9 protein-coding genes are annotated in these 18,711 nt (G+C 74.3%); 5 read left to right on the top strand and 4 right to left on the bottom strand.

Annotated elements, in window-relative coordinates; genetic code table 11:
- Window positions 1-80 precede the first annotated feature (80 nt).
- Entirely contained in the window at window positions 81-8,465 is an 8,385-nt protein-coding gene (locus ACJ6WD_RS26730; protein ID WP_407616672.1) for a type I polyketide synthase, read from the top strand.
- A gap of 190 nt (window positions 8,466-8,655) precedes the next feature.
- Here ACJ6WD_RS26730 and ACJ6WD_RS26735 read toward each other — a convergent pair whose 3' ends face one another.
- On the bottom strand, window positions 8,656-9,441 hold the full coding sequence (locus ACJ6WD_RS26735; protein ID WP_331249146.1) for a hypothetical protein: 786 nt from the start codon (window positions 9,439-9,441) through the stop codon (window positions 8,656-8,658).
- A gap of 585 nt (window positions 9,442-10,026) precedes the next feature.
- Complete coding sequence (locus ACJ6WD_RS26740) at window positions 10,027-10,689, bottom strand: hypothetical protein (protein ID WP_407616673.1); 663 nt, start codon at window positions 10,687-10,689, stop codon at window positions 10,027-10,029.
- A gap of 577 nt (window positions 10,690-11,266) precedes the next feature.
- On the opposite strand from ACJ6WD_RS26740, the gene ACJ6WD_RS26745 reads away from it, so the two are divergent.
- A complete protein-coding gene (locus tag ACJ6WD_RS26745) occupies window positions 11,267-13,939 on the top strand; it encodes a SpoIIE family protein phosphatase (RefSeq protein ID WP_407616674.1) in 2,673 nt (890 codons plus the stop codon).
- A gap of 84 nt (window positions 13,940-14,023) precedes the next feature.
- Here ACJ6WD_RS26745 and ACJ6WD_RS26750 read toward each other — a convergent pair whose 3' ends face one another.
- Window positions 14,024-14,602 carry a TetR/AcrR family transcriptional regulator gene (locus tag ACJ6WD_RS26750; protein ID WP_016577225.1) on the bottom strand — a complete coding sequence of 193 codons (579 nt, stop codon included), beginning with the start codon at window positions 14,600-14,602 and terminating at the stop codon, window positions 14,024-14,026.
- Between the two features lie 70 nt (window positions 14,603-14,672).
- Between ACJ6WD_RS26750 and ACJ6WD_RS26755 the strand changes: the two genes are divergently transcribed.
- From ACJ6WD_RS26755 to ACJ6WD_RS26765, 3 genes are all read left to right on the top strand, one after another.
- Window positions 14,673-15,566 (top strand): NADP-dependent oxidoreductase, encoded by an 894-nt coding sequence (locus tag ACJ6WD_RS26755; RefSeq protein ID WP_407616675.1) that lies wholly within the window; start codon window positions 14,673-14,675, stop codon window positions 15,564-15,566.
- A gap of 94 nt (window positions 15,567-15,660) precedes the next feature.
- Window positions 15,661-16,794, top strand: coding sequence for an FAD-dependent oxidoreductase (locus ACJ6WD_RS26760; RefSeq protein WP_407616676.1), 1,134 nt, complete (start codon window positions 15,661-15,663; stop codon window positions 16,792-16,794).
- An 81-nt stretch (window positions 16,795-16,875) separates the two neighbouring features.
- On the top strand, window positions 16,876-17,523 hold the full coding sequence (locus ACJ6WD_RS26765; protein WP_407616677.1) for a class I SAM-dependent methyltransferase: 648 nt from the start codon (window positions 16,876-16,878) through the stop codon (window positions 17,521-17,523).
- A 112-nt stretch (window positions 17,524-17,635) separates the two neighbouring features.
- On the opposite strand, the gene ACJ6WD_RS26770 is transcribed toward ACJ6WD_RS26765, so the two are convergent.
- On the bottom strand, window positions 17,636-18,619 hold the full coding sequence (locus ACJ6WD_RS26770; RefSeq protein WP_407616678.1) for a zinc-dependent alcohol dehydrogenase family protein: 984 nt from the start codon (window positions 18,617-18,619) through the stop codon (window positions 17,636-17,638).
- Window positions 18,620-18,711: the final 92 nt, after the last annotated feature.

Raw genomic sequence — 18,711 nt, forward strand, 5'->3', positions numbered from 1 at the left:
ACCGCCTCCGCCCTTCGGACGGCAACCGCGGCGGTCACACCGTCGTCCTCAACAACAGCTCGTCTCAGGGAGGTTGAGCCGTGGGTACGCACGCCGACATCGTCACACCGCTGCCGGAACTGCTCGGGGACCACGCCCGGCGGCTCGGGGACAAGGTCTGCTTCCAGGACCCGTTCAGGCGTGTGACGTACCGGGAGCTGGCGCGGCGGACCGCACGGCTGGCCGGTCACCTGGCCGGACTCGGCGTGGCGCGCGGTGACCGGGTGGCCGTGCTGCTCGGCAACCGCGTCGAGGCGGTCGAGGGCCTGCTCGCCGTCACCCGGGCGAGCGGCGTGGGCGTGCCGCTGGACCCCGGGAGTTCGGCGGAGGAACTGACCCGCTTGCTGGACGACAGCGGGGCACGGGTGCTCCTCACCGACGACGCCAGTCTGACGCGGCGGCCAACGCTGTCGTCGCGGCCCGGGCTGACCGTGGTGGTGGCCGAAGGCGACGACGAGGGCGGGGCGGGGAGTGGGCCTGCGTGCGAGGGCCTCGCGGAGCCGGCGGGCGGTGCCGGCACGGTCGCGGGCGGTGCGCTGCGGTACGAGGAGTTGGCGGGCACGGAGCCGCGGACGCCGGCCCGGGACGATCTCGGACTGGACGAAGTGGCCTGGCTGCTCTACACCTCGGGCTCCTCCGGCGTGCCCAAGGGCGTCCTGTCCACCCAGCGCAACCGCCTGTCGCCGGTCGCGACGGGTCTCGTCGGTGTCCTGGGCCTGTCCGAACGGGACCGCGTGCTGTGGCCGTTGCCCCTCCATCACGCGATGAGCCAGGTGGTGTGCTTCCTCGGGGTGACGGCGGTGGGGGCGAGCGCGGTACTGCTGCCCCGGTTCTCGGTGGCGGGCGTGCTCGGCGAACTGCGCCGCGGAGACACCTCGTTCACCTTGCTCGGCGGGGTCCCGACGACGTATGCGGCGCTGCTCGACGCGGTCCGGGACGAGGAGGCCGGCGGGGTCGGCGGCGGACTCGGCGCCCCCGCGCTGCGGGGCTGCATCAGCGCGGGCGCCGCGGCGGGGCCCGGGTTCCGCGCGTCCTTCGAGGCGGTCTGCCGGGCCCCCTACCTGGAGCACTACGGCAGCACGGAGGCGGGCCCGGTCACCATGGCGGCGGCGGGCGAGGCGACGGCCTCCGGGGCGTGCGGCCGGGTACTGCCCGGCACCCGGGTCCGGGTCGGCGGGGGCCCCGACGGCCGGGACGCGGGCGAGGGCGAGTTGTGGGTCAACGGGCCCGGGATCATGGCCGGTTACCACGGCAGGCCGGAGGCCACCGCCGAGGTGCTGCGCGACGGCTGGTTCCGCACGGGGGACCTCGTCAGGATCGATCCCTCCGGTGAACTGGTGATCACCGGCCGGGCGAGTGACCTGATCATCCGGGGCGGGGTGAACGTCCACCCCTCGGAAGTGGAGGCGGTGCTGCGGCGGCTCCCGGGGGTCGCGGACGCCGCCGCGGCGGGACGCCCGCACCCCCTCTTCGGGGAGGTGCCAGTCGGCTATCTGGTCGCCGGGCCCGGCGACGGCGCGCTGGACAGGGGGCGCGTCCTCGCCGCCTGCCGCGCGGAACTGTCCGCCGTCAAGGTGCCGGTCGAGCTGTTCGAGGTGGCGGACATCCCCCGTACCGCCTCCGGGAAGGTCCTGCGGCGCGAACTCGCCGACCTGCCCACGCGGGCGCTGGGCGAGGAGGACGCCGGGAAGCCGTCGGAGGACCTGCTGGCCCTGGTGCGGAGCGAGGTGGCGGCGGTGCTCGGCTGTCGGCCCCAGGCGGTGGAGCCGGGGACCGCACTGCGCGACCTGGGCATGGACTCCCTGACGGCGACGGTGCTGCGGGAGCGGTTGTCGGCGGTGACCGGACTGCGGCTCTCCGAGGCCGTCGCCTTCGACTTCCCCACCGCCGCCGCGCTCGCCGCGCACCTCGGGGAAAGGCACGCCGCCGCCCCGGCCGCCGCCCGGCCCGCGGACCGGAGCGCGGTTCGGTCGGACGACGATCCGGTGGTGATCGTGGGGATGGCCTGCCGGTATCCCGGGGACGTGACGTCTCCCGAGGAACTGTGGCGGCTGGTGGCCGACGGGAGGGACGCCATCGGCCCGTTCCCCACCGACCGGGGTTGGGACACCCGGGCGCTGTACGACCCGGACCCCGGGCGGCCCGGCCGGACGTACGTGCGCGAGGGCGGTTTCCTCTCCGGCGTGGACCGCTTCGACCCCGGCTTCTTCGGCATCTCGCCCCGCGAGGCGCTGGCCATGGACCCGCAGCACCGGCTGCTGCTCGAAGTGGCGTGGGAGAGCTTCGAGCACGCGGGGCTCGTCCCCGCCGCCCTGCGCGGCTCGGCGACCGGGGTGTACGTCGGGCTGATGTACAGCGACTACGCCCGCCGCCTGACGCGGACGCCGGAGCATGTCGAGGGCTACCTCGGCCTCGGCAACGCCGGGAGCGTCGCCTCGGGGCGCATCGCCTACGCCTTCGGCCTCGAAGGACCGGCCCTCACCGTGGACACGGCGTGTTCCTCCTCGCTGGTCGCCCTGCACCTGGCGGCGCAGGCGCTGCGGCGGGGCGAGTGCGCCTTCGCGTTGGCCGGCGGCGCCACGGTGATGTCGGGACCCTCGTCGTTCGTGGAGTTCAGTCGCCAGCGGGCGTTGGCACCGGACGGCCGGTGCAAGGCGTTCGGTGCGTCAGCCGACGGCACGGGGTGGGCCGAGGGCGCCGGGATGCTGCTGCTGAGCCGGTTGTCCGAGGCGCGCCGCGCCGGTCTTCCGGTGCTGGCCGTGGTGCGCGGCTCGGCGGTGAACCAGGACGGGGCGAGCAACGGGCTGACCGCACCGCACGGACCGGCGCAGCAGCGGGTGATCCGGCAGGCGCTCGCGGACGCGGGGCTGGCGCCCGGGGACGTCGACGCGGTGGAGGCGCACGGCACCGGAACCCGGCTCGGGGACGTCATCGAGGCGGAGGCGTTCTTCGCGACATACGGGCGCCAGGAGCGGCAACGCCCCCTCCGACTGGGCTCGGTGAAGTCCAACATCGGTCACACCCAGGCCGCCGCCGGAGTGGCCGGCGTGATCAAGATGGTGCAGGCGATGCGGCACGGCGTGCTGCCGCGGACGCTGCACGCCGACGAGCCGACCCCCCGCGTCGACTGGTCGCCGGGGCGGATCGCGCTGCTGACGCGGGCGGTGGAGTGGCCCGCGACGGACCGCCGGCGCCGGGTGGGCGTGTCCTCCTTCGGTATCAGCGGCACCAACGCCCATGTGGTGCTCGAAGAGCCGCCGGCTGACGGGGAGGCCGCACCGCCCGGCGCGGTGGACGACGGGGCGGGCGGCCGGGTCGAGCCCGGGGCGGTGCCGGTGGGTGCGCCGCGTCCCGGGCGGGCCGCGGTGGCCTTCTCGGTGTCGGCCAGGAGCGTGCCGGGACTGCGGGCCCAGGCGCGGCGGCTGCACGACCACGTGGTCGCCGCCCCCGATGCGCCCCTGGTGGACCTCGGGCACTCGCTCGCCACCACGCGTGCGGCCTTCGAGCACCGGGCCGTGGTGGTGGCCCGCGACCGTGCCGAACTGCTCGGCGCGCTGAGGGCCGTGGCGGAGGGGGACGACGACCGCCGACCCGGAGTGCACACGGGGACGTCCCGTCACCACGGCCCGTCGGCCGTGCTGTTCACCGGTCAGGGCAGTCAGCGCGCCGGCATGGGCCGTGGGCTGTACGCGGCGCGGGAGTTGCATCCGGTCTTCGCCCGTTCGCTGGACGAGTGCGCGGCCCTGCTGGACCCGCTGCTGCCGGTGCCCCTGCGGGAGGTCATGTTCGCCGGGCCCGGTACGGAGGCGGGCGGGCTGCTGGCGACGACCCGGTTCGCGCAGCCGGCGCTCTTCGCCCTGGAGACGGCCCTGTTCCGGCAGTTCGAGTCCTGGGGGGTGCGCCCGGGTGCGGTGGCCGGGCACTCGGTGGGCGAGGTGACGGCGGCGCATGTCGCCGGCGTGTTGTCCCTGGCGGACGCGTGCACGCTCGTGGCGGCCCGGGGCCGGCTGATGGGTGCGCTGCCTACGGGCGGCGCGATGGCGGCGGTGGCCGCCGGTGCGGACGAGGTGGCCGCGCATCTCGCCGGAACGGGGGGTGCGGTGGAGATCGCCGCGGTCAACGGGCCCGCCTCGGTGGTCGTCTCCGGCGACGAGGCCGCGGTGCGGGAGACCGCCGCGTACTTCCGGCAGTGCGGCCGATCGGTGACACCGCTGCGGGTCGGCCACGCCTTCCACTCCGCCCGGATGGAACCCGTGCTGGCCGACTTCGCGGACGTGGTTCGGCGACTGTCCTTCGCCGCGCCCCGGCTGCCGTTGCTCACCGCCGTCGCGGGCCGGGCGGCCACCGAAGCGGAGCTGTGCACCCCGGAGTTCTGGGTGGACCACGTCCGCCGCCCGGTCCGTTTCGCCGACACGGTGGCGCACCTGGCCCGGCGTGGCGCCGCGCACTACGTCGAGTTGGGGCCGGACGGCGTGCTCACCGGCCTGGTACGGGACTGCCTCGCCGCGTCCGGCCCGCCCCCGGCCGACCCGGGCGCCGACCGGGACCGGGACGGGGACGGGGCAGGCGGCGAACGGGGCCCGGCGCCGCTGGTCCTGCCGACCCTGCGCGGGACGCGGCCCGAGCCCGACGCCCTGCTCGACGCGCTGGCCGCGCTGCACGCCCACGGCGTGCCCGTCGACTGGCGGGCCGTCTTCGCCGGCCGCGGCGGGCGGCGGGTCGCCCTGCCCACGTACGCCTTCCGGCGCCGCCGGTACTGGCTGGACGCCGCCCCGGGGCAACCGCCCGCGTCCCCGCCGGCCGAGCCCGCCCATCCGTTCCTGGGGTCGTGCACCCGTACGGCCGACGACGGCGGGCTGCTGTTGAGCGGGCTGCTCTCGGTGCCCGAGCAGCCGTGGCTCGCCGACCACGTGGTGGCCGGCGAGATCCTGCTGCCGGCGACCGCCTTCCTCGAAATGGCCCTGTGCGCCGGTGAGTTGGTGGGCGCCCCGGTACTGGACGAACTCGTCCTGACCGCACCGCTGCCCCTGCCCCCGGAAGGCGCCGTCGCCTTGCAGGTGAAGGTGGCGGGGGCGGACGACGCGGGGCGGCGGGCCGTGTTCTTCCACTCCCGGCCGCACACCGCGGCGGGCGAGGAGCCCTGGCTCCGGAACGCCGTCGGCACTGTTGCGCCGGCGCCGCCGCCCACGGACGAGGAAGCGGCCTGCGACGTGCCCCGGCCGCACGCACCCTGGCCGCCGGAGGCGGCGGTGCCCCTGCCCGCCGACGCTCCGGAGGGCGGTCCGTACGCGCAACTGGCCGCCGACGGGCTGCGGTACGGTCCCGCCTTCCGCGGCTTGCGCGGGGCCTGGCGGCACGGCGAGGAGCTGTACGCCGACGTCGCACTGCCCGAAGCGGCCCGAGCGCCGCGCCCGGCGCCGGACGGACCGGAGTTCCTCCTGCATCCCGCGCTGCTCGACGCGGCGCTGCACGCCCTGGCCCTGGACGGGCTCGTCACGAACGGTTCCGGGGCGGCCGATCCGACGGCCGGCGGGCTGTCCCTGCCGTTCGCCTTCGGCGACGTGCACGTGTACACCAGTGGCGTACGGCGCTTGCGGGTACGGGTGACCCCCGGGCCCGACGGGCGGACCGGGGTGGAGCTGACCGACGAGACGGGCGCACCGGTGGCGACGGTCCGTTCGCTGACGCTCCGGCCCCTGCCGGGTACCGCCTCGACGGCGGCGGACGCGGTCACCGGCGCTCGCCGCCGGGCGGCCACCGGTGTGCTCCACCGGACGGACTGGGTGCCGCTGACCGAGCCGCCCGCGCCCTCGGCGATCCCCCGCTGGGGGGTTCTGGGCACGGCCGGCACACCGCTGGTGGACGCCCTCGCTCCCCCGGGTTCCGACGTCCCGGTGTACCGCGGCCCGGCGGCGTGCGACGCGTCCGCGGACGTCGTCGTGGCGCCGTGCCCACCGCCCGACGCGACCGGCGACGCGCAGGACCAGGCCGCCGGGGTGCTGCGGGCGGCGGACTGGGCACTGGGGCTGGTGCAGGAGTGGCTCGCCGAAGCGCGCTCGCCCCGCTCCCGGCTCGTCCTCGTGACGTCCGGTGCCGTTGCTGCTGCCGACGACGGATTCCCCGCTGACGTGTCGGCCGGTCGCGGGGATGCCGGCCGCCTCGGCGAGCCGCCGTCCGTCCCGTCCCACGCACCGGTGTGGGGGCTGGTCCGCTCGGCCCTGCGCGAGAACCCGGGCCGCTTCGCCCTGATCGACGTGGACGAACACTCCGACTCCTGGGGTGCGGTGCCCGCCCTGCTGGCCGCCTCGGTACCGGAGGCGGCCGTACGCCGGGGGACGGCGTACGTGCCGAAGCTCGTGCCGCTGCCCGAGGCCGCACCGCAACCGCGCAAGCGACGGCCGCTCGACCCGCAGGGCACGGTCCTGGTCACCGGCGGCACCGGTTCCCTGGGCATGGTGGTGGCGCGGCACCTGGTCACCGCCCACGGCGTCCGCCATCTGCGGCTCGCCGGCCGCCGCGGGCCGGACGCTCCCGGGGCCCGGGAACTCGTCGCGGAGCTGCGCGAGGCGGGCGCCCAGGTGACCGTGCACGCCTGTGACGTCGCGGACCGGACCGCGCTCGCCGCCCTGCTCGACGCGGTACCGGCGGCCCACCCGCTGACCGGTGTCGTGCACACCGCGGGGGTGCTGGACGACGGCGTCGTCACCGCGCTCACCCCCGACCGCCTGCGGCGGGTGCTGCGCCCCAAGGCGGACGCCGCCCTGGCGCTGCACGAACTGACCAGCGGTCACGACGTGGCCGTGTTCGCGCTGTTCTCCTCGGTGGCGGGCGTCTTCGGCTCCGCCGGCCAGGCGAACTACGCCGCGGCCAACTGCGTACTGGACGCCTTGGCCCGCCACCGCGGTCGGCTCGGACTGCCCGGCACGTCGATCGCCTGGGGCCCCTGGCACCAGGACGCCGGCATGATGGCGCACCTCGGCGACGCGGACCGGCAGCGGATGGCCCGTTCCGGCTTCGCCCCGCTCGGACCGGAAGAGGGCCTGGCCCTGTTCGACGCCGCCATCGCCGGTGACGAACCCGTGGTGGTGGCGGCCCGTCTCGCCCCGGCCGCCCTGCCCACCGACGAACCGCCGGCGAACCGACTCCGCACCCCCGCGGCCGACGGGGGCGGGGAGCGGCGCGGCCGGACACTCGCGGCCGCTTCCCCCGGCGAGCGGGGCGCGGGGCTGCTCACCACGGTCCGGACCCTGGCGGCCCGCGTCCTGGGCCATGCGGAGGACGCGAGCGAGATCGACGAGGACGCCCTGCTCGCGGACCTGGGCCTGGACTCCCTGGCCGCGGTCGAACTGCGCAACGGGCTCGCGGCGTGGACGGGTCTGGCGCTGCCGGCCACACTCCTCTTCGACTTCCCGACGCCGCGCGCGCTCGCCACCGAGCTGACGCGGCGGTGCACCACCGCGACACCATCCGCGGGCGCGCCGGGCCGACCGGCGAACGACGAGCCGCGGAGCGGTCCGGAGCGCAGTCCGAAGGGCGGCCCGAAGAACGCTCCGGAGACGGACGCTCCACCGGTCGCCCCAGTGCCAGGACCCGACGCATCACACGCCGCAGACGCTCCGGACTACCTGGGCGCGCTCTTCCGCACCGCATGTGCCCGGGAACGGAGTTGGGACGGCATGGTGCTCCTCACCGTCGCCGCCCGTCTGCGCCCGGTCTTCGACCGGGCCGGGGCTCCCGGGGCGACGCACGAACCCGTCGTGCTCGCGGTGGGCGGCACGGGGGCCGGGCTGGTCTGCTCCCCCGCGCTCAGCGCGGTGTCCGGCCCGCAGGAGTACGCACGCCTCGGCGCGGGGCTGCGCGGACTGCGGCCGGTTTCCGCGGTGCGGCACCCGGGGTTCGAGCCCCAGGAGGCGCTGCCCGCCTCACTGGACGCTCTCGTCACCGCCCAGGTCATCGCCGTCCGCGCAGCTGCGGCCGAAGGCCCCCTCGTACTGGTGGGGCGATCGGCCGGCGGCTGGGTGGCCCATGCCGTCGCCGAGCGGCTGGAGTCCGAGGGCGCCGCCCCTACGGCCGTCGTCCTGCTGGACACCCATCCCCCCGGCCACGGCGACCAGGGCGAGGCGCTCTCCACGATGACGTCGGACATGCTGCGCCGGGCGGCGGAATTCGCCTCGGCCAGCCCCGACCGGCTCACCGCCATGGCCGGTTACTTCGACCTCTTCAGTGACTGGAAACCCACGCCGCTCGCCTGCCCCACCCTGTACGTAAGGGCCCGCGACCTCCTGCCCGGCGCCGAACCCGCCCCGGACTGGAGCCTGCCGCACGCCGAGATCACCGTGCCCGGAGACCACTTCACCATGCTGGAGGGACACGCCCGTACCACCGCACTCGCCCTCCACCAGTGGCTGAGCGCCAACTCACGCTGAGGACATCCGGGGAAAGGCACGCCGAAGGCTCCTCAGCCTCATGCCTCGCATGCGTCAACGCTCGCGTTGGTCGATCGTCAAGGGGACGTTGAGCGCGGCTCCCCAGCGTTTTGTGGCGCATCGATCTCACCGGGAGCGGCTGCACCACCCACAGGTGGGTATCGATCGCCTGGCGCAGCCGCTCCGGGGTTCAGTGCAGGTCCACCTGGAACGGGTGCCGGTGGTCCGCGGGGCAGGTGAAGAGGCGCAAGTCCCCCGACCTGCCGACGACGACCTCCGTCTCGTTGTCGCTGGCCACGGTGAACAGGAGCGTCATGGTCGTGCCGCAGTCATCGCAGGCAAAGGCCGTGGGGTGCGTCAGGTGCCAGGTGGGCCAGCCGCCGAGTTTCCAACCGGCGAGGCGGGTGATGACGTCACCGCCGTCGCCGGTCGCGCTGACCAGTTCCTGAAGCCGCGGACGGAGTTCCGCCGGCAACTCCTCACGGAACGGAAAATCGGTCACCGGCTCAACGGTGACGGCGCACGCCCGCGGCAGATAGCCGTCCTCGTACCGCGACGGCGCTGGCGGCGTCGTCAACTGGCTGACCACGTCACCGGCCCGACGCCAGCGCAACTCGACCACCGGGCTGACGTCGGCCTGTTGGGCCGGCGGATCCCAGTGTTCGTTGGGACACCAGAGGATCTGCAGGAGGTCGACGCCGTCGGGCCACCAGGGCCCCGGCACATCGCCGCGGAAGATCTGCGCGACCGGCACCATGGCCGTGGCCGGGGCGTCGGCGGGGCCGTTCTCGTCGGGCACGGAGCACTCGGGCCACGGCTCGTCACTCGGCCACAGCAGTGGCCCGCCGAGGGAACTGCTCCGGCAGTCCGGCTCCGCCCGCTCGGGATGGAGGATGGCGGCGGCGCGGGCGTGCCCAGCGAGTTCGGGAAGCGCGGCGAGTATCGCTTCGGTCGCCGGTCTGGGGGTGCGGGTCATCATGTCTTCCGGTCGGCTGGTCGTGGATCGCCCGCAGCGTAAAGGTCGGCACTGACAGCCGTGGCCGCTCACGGGGCGCGCCAACGGAACCACCGCCGGATCGCGGCCTCTCTCCCCGAACGTCATCTCGTGGCGCGTCCAGGCCGGACCGTCGAAATCCTGGACCAGGACGCGCCAGGGCGATGAGGAGTCGTCGGGAACGCACAGGAAGCCCGCCTCGCCCGTCGTGGCCGACGCCACCGGAATCAGTTCCCCGGGATCGACCGGCGCTCGGTACCCTCGGCATACGACCATTGGAGGTAACACGATGACTGCTCGCCCCAGCCTCTTAGCCAGGATCACGGCCTTTGTGCTGCGCGGACGCCGTGCCCGTCTCGATCACCCCGACGCGCACCGGGCCGCCCGTCCGGACCAGCACGCCGGCCTCGCCATGCACTACCGCCCCTCCTCTTCAGGTGTCCCCGGCGCCTCTGGCTTCCGGAACTGACCACGGGCAAGGTACGGGCGCCGCACCCATGGGACACTCCCCAACGCTTTGTGGCCTCGCCGGGGTCACGGAGCGTTGGGTGAGGAGTTCCTCGGCGGTCACTTGCCCTTGAAGACGTCGACTCGGCCGTAGCGCGGCAGGTTCTTCGGCAGGCCCATCACGTGGAAGCCCCGGCCGCCGTTGTCGAGCCGGGTGCTTCCCGGTTGGCCGTCGGAGACCCAGGAGAAGGTGATCGCGAATCGCACGTCCCGTGCGACGTTCTTCACGTTGAAGACGAACTGCTCCGGATCGCCGGACGACACCTTGAACGGGAATGCCCGGCCCTTGATGACCGCTCCCTGACCGGTGCGCACCACGCTCGGCCGCACGGACACCGGGTCGGTCCTCAAGTCGACGTCGAAGGCCCGCTCGTCCATCCCGCCACCGCACTCGGCATCGACGACCGACCCGCGCGCGGGGAGCGGACGGGCGGACAGCACGGAGACCTTCGCGCCCGTGAGGACGATCGCCTGGCTCGTTTTGGCCTGCACGGTGACGTTGACCGAAGGCCAGAGATCCGCGGTCGGAATCCATACGCCACTGCGATCGACCGTTTCCGGATGCGCGCGCAACTCGTCCAAGCGGGCGTTGAAGTACTTCGGGGTGCACCCGTTCACGTCGGCGGCGTAGGCCGTCAGCTCCGGCGGGTCCGACATTTCCTCTCGCAGCCAGTCCCAGCCGCCCTGGACGAGGAGGGCCGCCAGTCCGGTCACGACCGTCACGAAGGCGCCGATCCACAGTTTCCTGTCCCGGAGGGACGTGCCGTCACGTTCCGCCGTGCCTTGCGGTGCGGCGGGCAGCTCCCTCGATCTCGCGAGACGAGCCCTCCGCATGGCGGTGCCGCTGCGTCCGCGCCTGTTCCGTGGTGTCGTCACGCTTCCCCCTCGTCCACGAGGACGGTGCTCAGGCCCGTCCTCGGCCCCCGAACGGCCGCTCATCGCACGGGACTCGCCCACCACGCCGCCCGCGGACCGGCCCCACAGGCACCTCGCGAGGTGCCTGACGAGGCCGTTGGGGCGACGGTCCGGACCGGGGTCCCACCGATGATGACCGAGATCTTAGTGGGGGCGTTCGCCCTCGGCACCGGCGGCACTGCCGCGTGCGTCACCCGGCGGCGGTCGGCCCGGCGCCCGTCTCCCAGGCTGTCGACGGGCTCGCGCGGCGGGTTCGCAGGCGGGAACCGGCCGATGGCCGCGCTCAGCGTGCGTGACCGCAGGCCGTTGGTCAGGGTGAGGAGCAGGTGGAAGTGACGTGTGCCATGGATAGATCGACGCGGTGAGTCGAGATGGACGGTCCACGATGACAGTGGGGGGCAGGTCCGGACGGGGGCCGCGTTCGCGCTGGCGTCCGGTGAGCGCGCGCAGCGTCGCCGGCCAGGTGTTCCTCCTGCAATGGCTGATCGTCGTGCTGCTGGTGGTGTCCGCCACGGTGGTTCTGGTGTGGCAGACGCGCACCGCCGGGGTGGAGGCCGCCCGCGGGAGGTCGCTCGCGTGCGCCGTGGCCGTCGCGGGCTCCGCCGACACGGCGGCAGCGCTGCGGACGGCCGACCCGACCGCCGTCCTGCAACCCGTGACCCAGCGCATCGGACCGGCCTGCGGCGTCGACTTCGTCACCGTGCTCGGTACCGACGGAATCCGCTACACCGATCCCAGGCCGAGCCTGATCGGCCAGCGGGCCTCCGGGGACTTCCGTCGCGCACTGGCCGGCCAGTCGTACACCGAACGCTTCAAGGGCGCCCCCTCGGACGCGGTGCGGGCGGTGGTGCCCGTGCAGGACCGGTCGGGGAAGGTGGTGGGGATCGTCACCACCGGGGTGCAGGTCACGACGCTCTCGGCCGCTCTGGACCGGGTCCTGCCGATCATGGCTGCGGGGGCCGTCGGCGCGCTGGCCCTGGCGACGGTGGGCGGGGTCTGGGTGAGCAGACGGTTGAGCCTGCAGACACGCGGTCTGGGTCCGCGCGAGGTGACCCGCATGTACGAGCACCACGACGCGGTCCTGCATTCCGTGCGCGAGGGCGTGCTCGTCTTCGACGGCGAGCGGCGGCTGACGCTGGCCAACGACGAGGCGCGACGCCTGTTGGCCCTGCCCGACGACGTCGAGGGCCGTCACCTCGACGAACTGCGCCTCCCGCAGTCCACCAAAGAGCTGCTGTCCTCGGACCGGGTGGCCACGGACGAGGTGCACATGGCCGGCGACCGCCTCGTGGCGATCAACCATCGCCCCACCGGCGGCCGAGACGGCCCCGCGGGCAGTGTGACGACGTTGCGCGACACCACGGAGTTGCAGGCCCTCGCCGGCCGGGCCGCGACGGCGGCGCAGCGGTTGGAGCTGATCTACGACGCCGCCGTGCGTATCGGTACGACGCTGGACGTGGTGCGCACGGCCGAGGAACTGGCCCAGGTGGCGGTCGGCCGGTTCGCCGACGTGGTGACCGTGGATCTGCTCGACGCGGTCGTCAGCGGCGAGGAGCCGGCCCCGGGCACCCCGACGACGATGCGCCGGGTGGCCGTCGCCGGGGTCGCCCCGGGCCAGGCCCTGCACGAGGTCGGAGGGCGGGTGACGGTGGATCCGGCGACTCCCCAGGGACGCGGGTTGGCGTACCACCGGGCGATCCTCGTGCCGGACCTGGCCGCCTCGACGGACTGGCGACTCGGCGCTCCGGAGTTCGCGGAGCGCGCCCTGCGGGCCGGGTTCCACTCCATGATCTCCGTTCCGCTGCGGGCGCGGGGCACGGTGTTGGGCACGGCGAACTTCTGGCGGCGCGGACCGCAGCCGTTCAGCGGCGAGGACGTGGACCCGGCCGAGGAACTGGTCGCCCGGGCCGCGGTGTGCGTCGACAACGCCCGCCGCTACACGCGCGAGCACGCACTGGCCGTAGCGCTGCAGCGCAGCCTGCTGCCCGGCCGACTGCCGGCGCAGAACGCCGTCGAGGCCGCCTACCGCTACCTGCCCGCTCAGGCCGGCGTGGGCGGTGACTGGTTCGACGTCATCCCCCTGCCGGGCGCCCGCGTCGCCCTCGTGGTCGGCGACGTCGTCGGACACGGCCTGCACGCGACCGCCACCATGGGCCGGCTACGCACCGCGATCCACAACTTCAGCGCCCTGGACCAGTCGCCCGAGGAGTTGCTGGCGCACCTGGACGAACTCGTCGTCCGCATCGACCAGGACCCCGCCCCGGGTGCCGAGGCGGAGCCCGTCACCGGCGCCACGTTGCTGTACGCCGTCTACGACTCCAGCACGGGCACGTGCGAAGTGGCCCGGGCCGGGCACGTGCCGCCCGTCCTGGTCCATCCCGACGACACCGTGGAGATCCTGGACGTGCCGGCCAACCTCCCCCTGGGATGGGGCACCGCACCCTTCGAAACCCACACCCGCACGCTGCGACCGGGCAGCAAGCTGGTCCTCTACACCGACGGCCTGGTGGAGCGCCGCAACCTCGACGTCAACGACGGTCTGGACCGGCTGCAGCAGGCGCTGGCCCGGCCGGGCCGCACCAGCGAGCAGACCTGCGCGGACGTCTGCGAAGCGCTGCTGCCCGAGCACCCGCAGGACGACATCGCCCTGATGGTGGCCACCACGAGGTGCCTCGCGCCCGACCGCATCGCGCAGTGGGACGTCGCCCCCGACCCTGCCGCCGTGGCGCCCGTCCGGGCCGCCTGCGTGCGCTGGATGACGCAGTGGGACCTCGGGGACGCCGCGTTCACCGCCGAGTTGATCCTCAGTGAGCTGATCACCAACGCCGTCCGCTACGGCGCCCCGCCCATCACCGTGCGTTTGCTCTACGACCGCGACCTGACCTGCGAGGTCTCCGACGCGAGCAGCACCGCACCCCACGTGCGCCGGGCCACCGCGAACGACGAGGGGGGCCGCGGCCTCTTCCTCGTCGCCCAACTCGCCGCGCACTGGGGCACCCGGTACACCGCCCACGGCAAGACCATCTGGACCGAACACACCATCACCCCGCAGGCGTGACCGCCCCGCGGTGCGCGCTGAAGCCCGCTCCCCCGCCTGGCCACCCCTGGCCCACCTGCCTGGTGGAACGGTCCCTCGCGTGCCTCAGGGAGCGCAGGCGACGTCCCAGGCCGCCTCGATCATCCGGAAGATCTCGTCCACCGCGGCGTCCGGGTCGGCCGCCTCACGGGCCAGCGAATAGGCGTCGATCACGAACCTCGCGATCGTCCGGCAGGCGGTCGGGGTCAGCGAGAGGTCGGGATCGGCGGCGATGGCCGTGGCCAGCGACTCGGCGTGGCGCAGCCTCATCAGCTCCTCGTACTCCCGCAGGGCGGGTGACGCCTCGATCATGCGCCAGATGGGGGCGGCGCCGTCCGCCGTGCAGTGCCGTACGAGGGCCTGGATCTCGCCGCGCAGCGCAGGCAGGAGCGGCTCGTGCGGCGCGCGGGCGGTGACTGCCTGGGTGAGGCGTTGCTCGAAGTCCGTGTCCTGCTCGAAGACCAGGGCCTCTTTCGAGGCGAAGTGGGAGAAGAGCGTGGTCACGGCGACGTCGGCCTCGGCGGCCACGTCGCGGATGCCCACCGCGTCGTAGCCGCGTTCCAGGAAGAGCCGCAGGGCGGTGTCGGCGATCTTCTGGCGGGTCGCGGCCTTCTTGCGTTCGCGGCGTCCGGGCGGCACGGTCATGCCCTCACGCTACCAAATACAAAGCAATAACCGTTTCGAAAACATAACCGTTAGTGTTACGGTCGTCGGCATGAAGAGAGTCAGCTACGCCGAGTTCGGCGGTCCGGACGTCCTGCAACTCACAGCCGCCGAGGAGCCCCATGCGGGCCCCGGCCAGGTGCGCATCGCCGTGCGGGCAGCGGGCGTGAACGCCATCGACTGGCGCCTGCGCGAAGGCCAGAAACTGACGGCCCGTCCGCTCGCGTGGCCCGCCGGAGTCGGGCAGGACGCGTCCGGGGTGGTGGACGAGGTCGGTGCGGGCGTCGAGGACGTCCGGGTCGGCGACCACGTGTTCGGCGAGGGTTCCGACACCTACGCCGAGTTCGCCGTGCTGTCGGCCTGGGCCCGGATGCCCGCGGGGCTGTCGTTCGAGGAGGCGGCCGGGTACCCCTCCGTGGTGGAGACCGCGCTGCGCATCATCCGCGAGGTCGGCGTGCGACCCGGGCAGACGCTGCTGGTCAGCGGCGCGTCCGGCGGAGTCGGCTCGACGGTGCTGCAGATCGCCCGCGACCGCGGCATCACCACGATCGGCACGGCCGCCGGCGCGAACCAGGACTACCTGCGCAGCCTGGGCGCCCTCGCCACCACCTACGGCGAGGGCTGGATGGAGCGGGTGCGCCAACTCGGTCACGTCGACGCGGCCCTCGACCTGGCCGGCTCCGGCGTCCTGCGCGAACTCGTCCAACTGACCGGCGATCCGGACCGGGTCGTCTCCATCGCCGACCTCGGCGCGCCGAAGTTCGGCGTCCGCTTCTCCGGCGTGGCCGGCAGCGTGCCCGACGCCCTCGCCACGGCCGTCGACCTCATCTCGCGAGGGAAGCTCCACCTCCCCGTCGACACGACGTACCCGCTCGCCGAGGCCGCGTCGGCGCACCGCGACAGCCAGGCCGGCCACACGCGCGGGCGCCGCATCATCGTCGTCTGAGCCGCCTGGCGCGCCGGCGGACGACCCACCACACCGCAGTTCCGCAAGGCACCTGCCGGGGCCCCCGGCAGGTGCGCGACACCCAGGGAGACCCGTGCACACTCCTGTCACGATCATCGGCGCCGGCCTCGGCGGCCTCGTACTGGCCCGCGTCCTGCACGTCCACGGCGTCCCGGTCGCGGTCTACGAGGCGGAGCCCTCCGCGACGGCGCGTCCGCAGGGCGGGATGCTCGACATCCACGCACGCAACGGCCAACTCGCCCTCAAGGCAGCCGGGTTGACGAACGAGTTCCACAGCATCGTCCTGGAGGGCCGCCAAGCGATACGGCTCGTCGACCGCAACGGGACCGTCCTGTTCGACAAGGCCGACGACGGCACGGGCACCAGCCCCGAGGTGCAGCGCGGTGAGCTGCGGCAACTGCTGCTCGACGCGCTCCCCGCCGGCACCGTCCGTTGGGACCACAAGGCCACCGGCGTCCGCACCCTCGCCGACGGCCGCCACGAGGTGGTCTTCGCCGACGGCGGCACCGTGGTCACGGGCCTGCTGGTCGGCGCGGACGGCGCGTGGTCACGCGTCCGACCACTGCTCTCCGACGCCACCCCCGCCTACGTCGGCCGGTCGTTCGTCGAGACGCAGTTGCCCGACGCCGGCACCCGACACCCGGCCACCACGAAGGCGGTCGGCGACGGGACGCTCGTCGCCTTCGACCCGGACGAGCCGGGGAAGTGGTTCGTGGCGCACCGGGAGAAGGGCGGGACCCTCCACGCCCACGTCACCGTCGCCAAGCCGCAGGACTGGTTCGCCACCGTCGACTTCACCGATGCCGCCGCGGCCGCCGCCCGGATCGCGGCGGAGTACGACGGCTGGGCACCGGAACTCACCGCCCTGATCACCGCCGGCGAGCACGCACCGGTCCCGCGCCCCCTCCACTCCCTGCCGATCGGGCACCGCTGGGACCGGGTGCCCGGGGTGACCCTGCTCGGCGACGCGGCCCACCTCTCGCCGCCCGACGGCGAAGGCGCCAACCTCGCCATGCAGGACGGCGCCGAACTCGGCCAGGCCCTCGCCGCCCACCCCGACGACGTCGAGGCCGCCCTCACCGCGTACGAGCGAGCGCTGTTCCCCCGCAGCACCGCGGCCGCCGCCAAAGCCCCCCACCACCCCACGCCCCAGGAGCTGATCGACTTCTTCACCCGCGACGAGCGGACCGAGCCCCTCGTCACGTGAGACTGAGGGCCGGCGGGCGGCGTGAGCGGAGGGCGTGAATTCTCTCCGCTCGTCCCGGCGTCAGGAACTATCGTCGCGGGCATGGTCGAACACGATGCCCTGAGCGCCACCCGCGATGCCTACGACGCCGCCGCCCCCACCTATGCGCAGCTGTTCCGCGACGAGCTGCGGGACAGGCCCCTGGACCGCGCGATCCTGGGTGCCTTCGCCGAGGTCGTCGGCGCGAGCGGCGACGGGAAGGTCGCGGATCTGGGGTGCGGGCCCGGCCACGTCACGGCCCATCTCGCGGAGTTGGGGATGGCGGTCTTCGGCATCGACGCCTCGCCCACCATGATCGAACTGGCCCGCGACGCCCATCCGGAGCTGCGCTTCGACGTGGGCTCGATGACCGCGCTGAACGTCGCCGACGGCGAACTGGCCGGCATCCTCTCCCGCTGGTCCGTCATCCACACCCCGCCGCCGGAACTCCCCGCCATCGTGGCGGAGTTCGGTCGCGTACTGGCGCCCGGCGGCCACCTCCTGATCGGCTTCTCGGCCACCGACGACGCGTCGCACCCGACGCAGGAGTTCGATCACGCCGTCGCGCCGGCCTATCGGTGGGCGCCGGACCACCTCGCCGCGCTGCTGCGCGCGTCCGGGCTCGCCGAGGTGGCCCGGATGGTCCGCGAACCCCAGCCCACCGACCGACGGCAGTTCCAGGAGGTACAACTGCTCGCCCGCAAGGCATAGGTGGGGCTGCTCCCCCGAGGACGGGACCGTCCCCGTACGGGGAGCCGCCTGGCTCCGTGTGGGGGCTCCTGACCAGAGCTCACACCCGTGCGAGCACGGACAAGTGCGGCCGTCACCGCTGCGGATCGATGAGGATCTTCCCGGGCCGGCGGCCGGTCGTCGGGCCCTTGAGGTGGTCGGCGAGTTCGCCGAGTCCGATGCGTGGCCCCACCGCGGTGTGCAGGCGACCGCGGCGCAGGTTGTCGAAGACCGGCGTGAACAGTGCGGGCAGATGCCGCCCGCCGTCCTTCTGGACGGTGTCGCGCAGGCGGAACAGCTCCACCCGGGCACCGCCGCCACCGGCGAAGCACGCCGCCGGGAGCGGTGTCCCCGACAACAGGCCGTAGTGGACGAACGCGCCGTCGCCGGCCGTCAGCGCGAACGCGTCGCCGCCCACGGCCCCACCGACGCAGTCGAAGGTGACGTCGGCGCCCCGCGGACCGACCGCCGCCCGCAGCCGCTCGCGCCAACCGGGCTCGTTCGTCGCGATCACGGCCCGCCACCGGGACGCATCGGCCACGCCGCGCCCCGACGTGCCCCGCACGATCCCCACCGGGGTGATCCCGCGTGCGGTCAGGAGTTCCGCGAGGTGCCGGCCGATGGCCGACCCGGCCGCCGTGACCACGACCTCGCGCACGCCCGGCCCGCAGAACCGGTCGACCATCAGCGTGGCGGTGAGGGGGTTGATGTAGGCGAAGCAGGCGACGTCGTCGGAAACGTCGTCCGGCACCGGAACGCACCAGGAGTGCCCGAGCCGCTTGTACCGCTGCCAGTTCCCCGCCGACCCGAGCGGCAGCACCCGCCGCCCCAGCGCCCTGCCGGGCACCCCCGGCCCGACCGCCTCGACCACCCCGACGCCCTCGAACCCGGGGACCATCGGGAACGACGTCCGCGACCCGTACGCACCCGAGACGCTGACCTCGTCGGAGGGGTTGACCGTCGCCGCGAGCATACGCACCACGACCTCGCCCGCGGCGGGGGCCGCCGGCCCGTCCACGTCGCGGATCGTCAGGACGTCGGCCAGTCGGCCGGGCGAGTCGGCAACGGCAGCCAGCACCAACAGCCTCCCTACCCGTGCACGCGTCAGCGCGCCCCATCCTACGAGCGGTGCGGGGCGCGCCCTCGGCGGGGATCCGTCCCGAGCCCGGC

The organism is Streptomyces sp. VTCC 41912, from assembly GCF_045799175.1.
Classification (GTDB): domain Bacteria; phylum Actinomycetota; class Actinomycetes; order Streptomycetales; family Streptomycetaceae; genus Streptomyces; species Streptomyces albulus_C.

What these genes read in the sequence shown, in the direction of transcription:
- ACJ6WD_RS26745 (WP_407616674.1), top strand. Translation starts at nt 11,267, where the DNA reads ATGACAGTGGGGGGCAGGTCCGGACGGGGGCCGCGTTCGCGCTGGCGT.
- ACJ6WD_RS26735 (WP_331249146.1), bottom strand. Translation starts at nt 9,441, where the DNA reads ATGACCCGCACCCCCAGACCGGCGACCGAAGCGATACTCGCCGCGCTT.
- ACJ6WD_RS26750 (WP_016577225.1), bottom strand. Translation starts at nt 14,602, where the DNA reads ATGACCGTGCCGCCCGGACGCCGCGAACGCAAGAAGGCCGCGACCCGC.
- ACJ6WD_RS26755 (WP_407616675.1), top strand. Translation starts at nt 14,673, where the DNA reads ATGAAGAGAGTCAGCTACGCCGAGTTCGGCGGTCCGGACGTCCTGCAA.
- ACJ6WD_RS26765 (WP_407616677.1), top strand. Translation starts at nt 16,876, where the DNA reads ATGGTCGAACACGATGCCCTGAGCGCCACCCGCGATGCCTACGACGCC.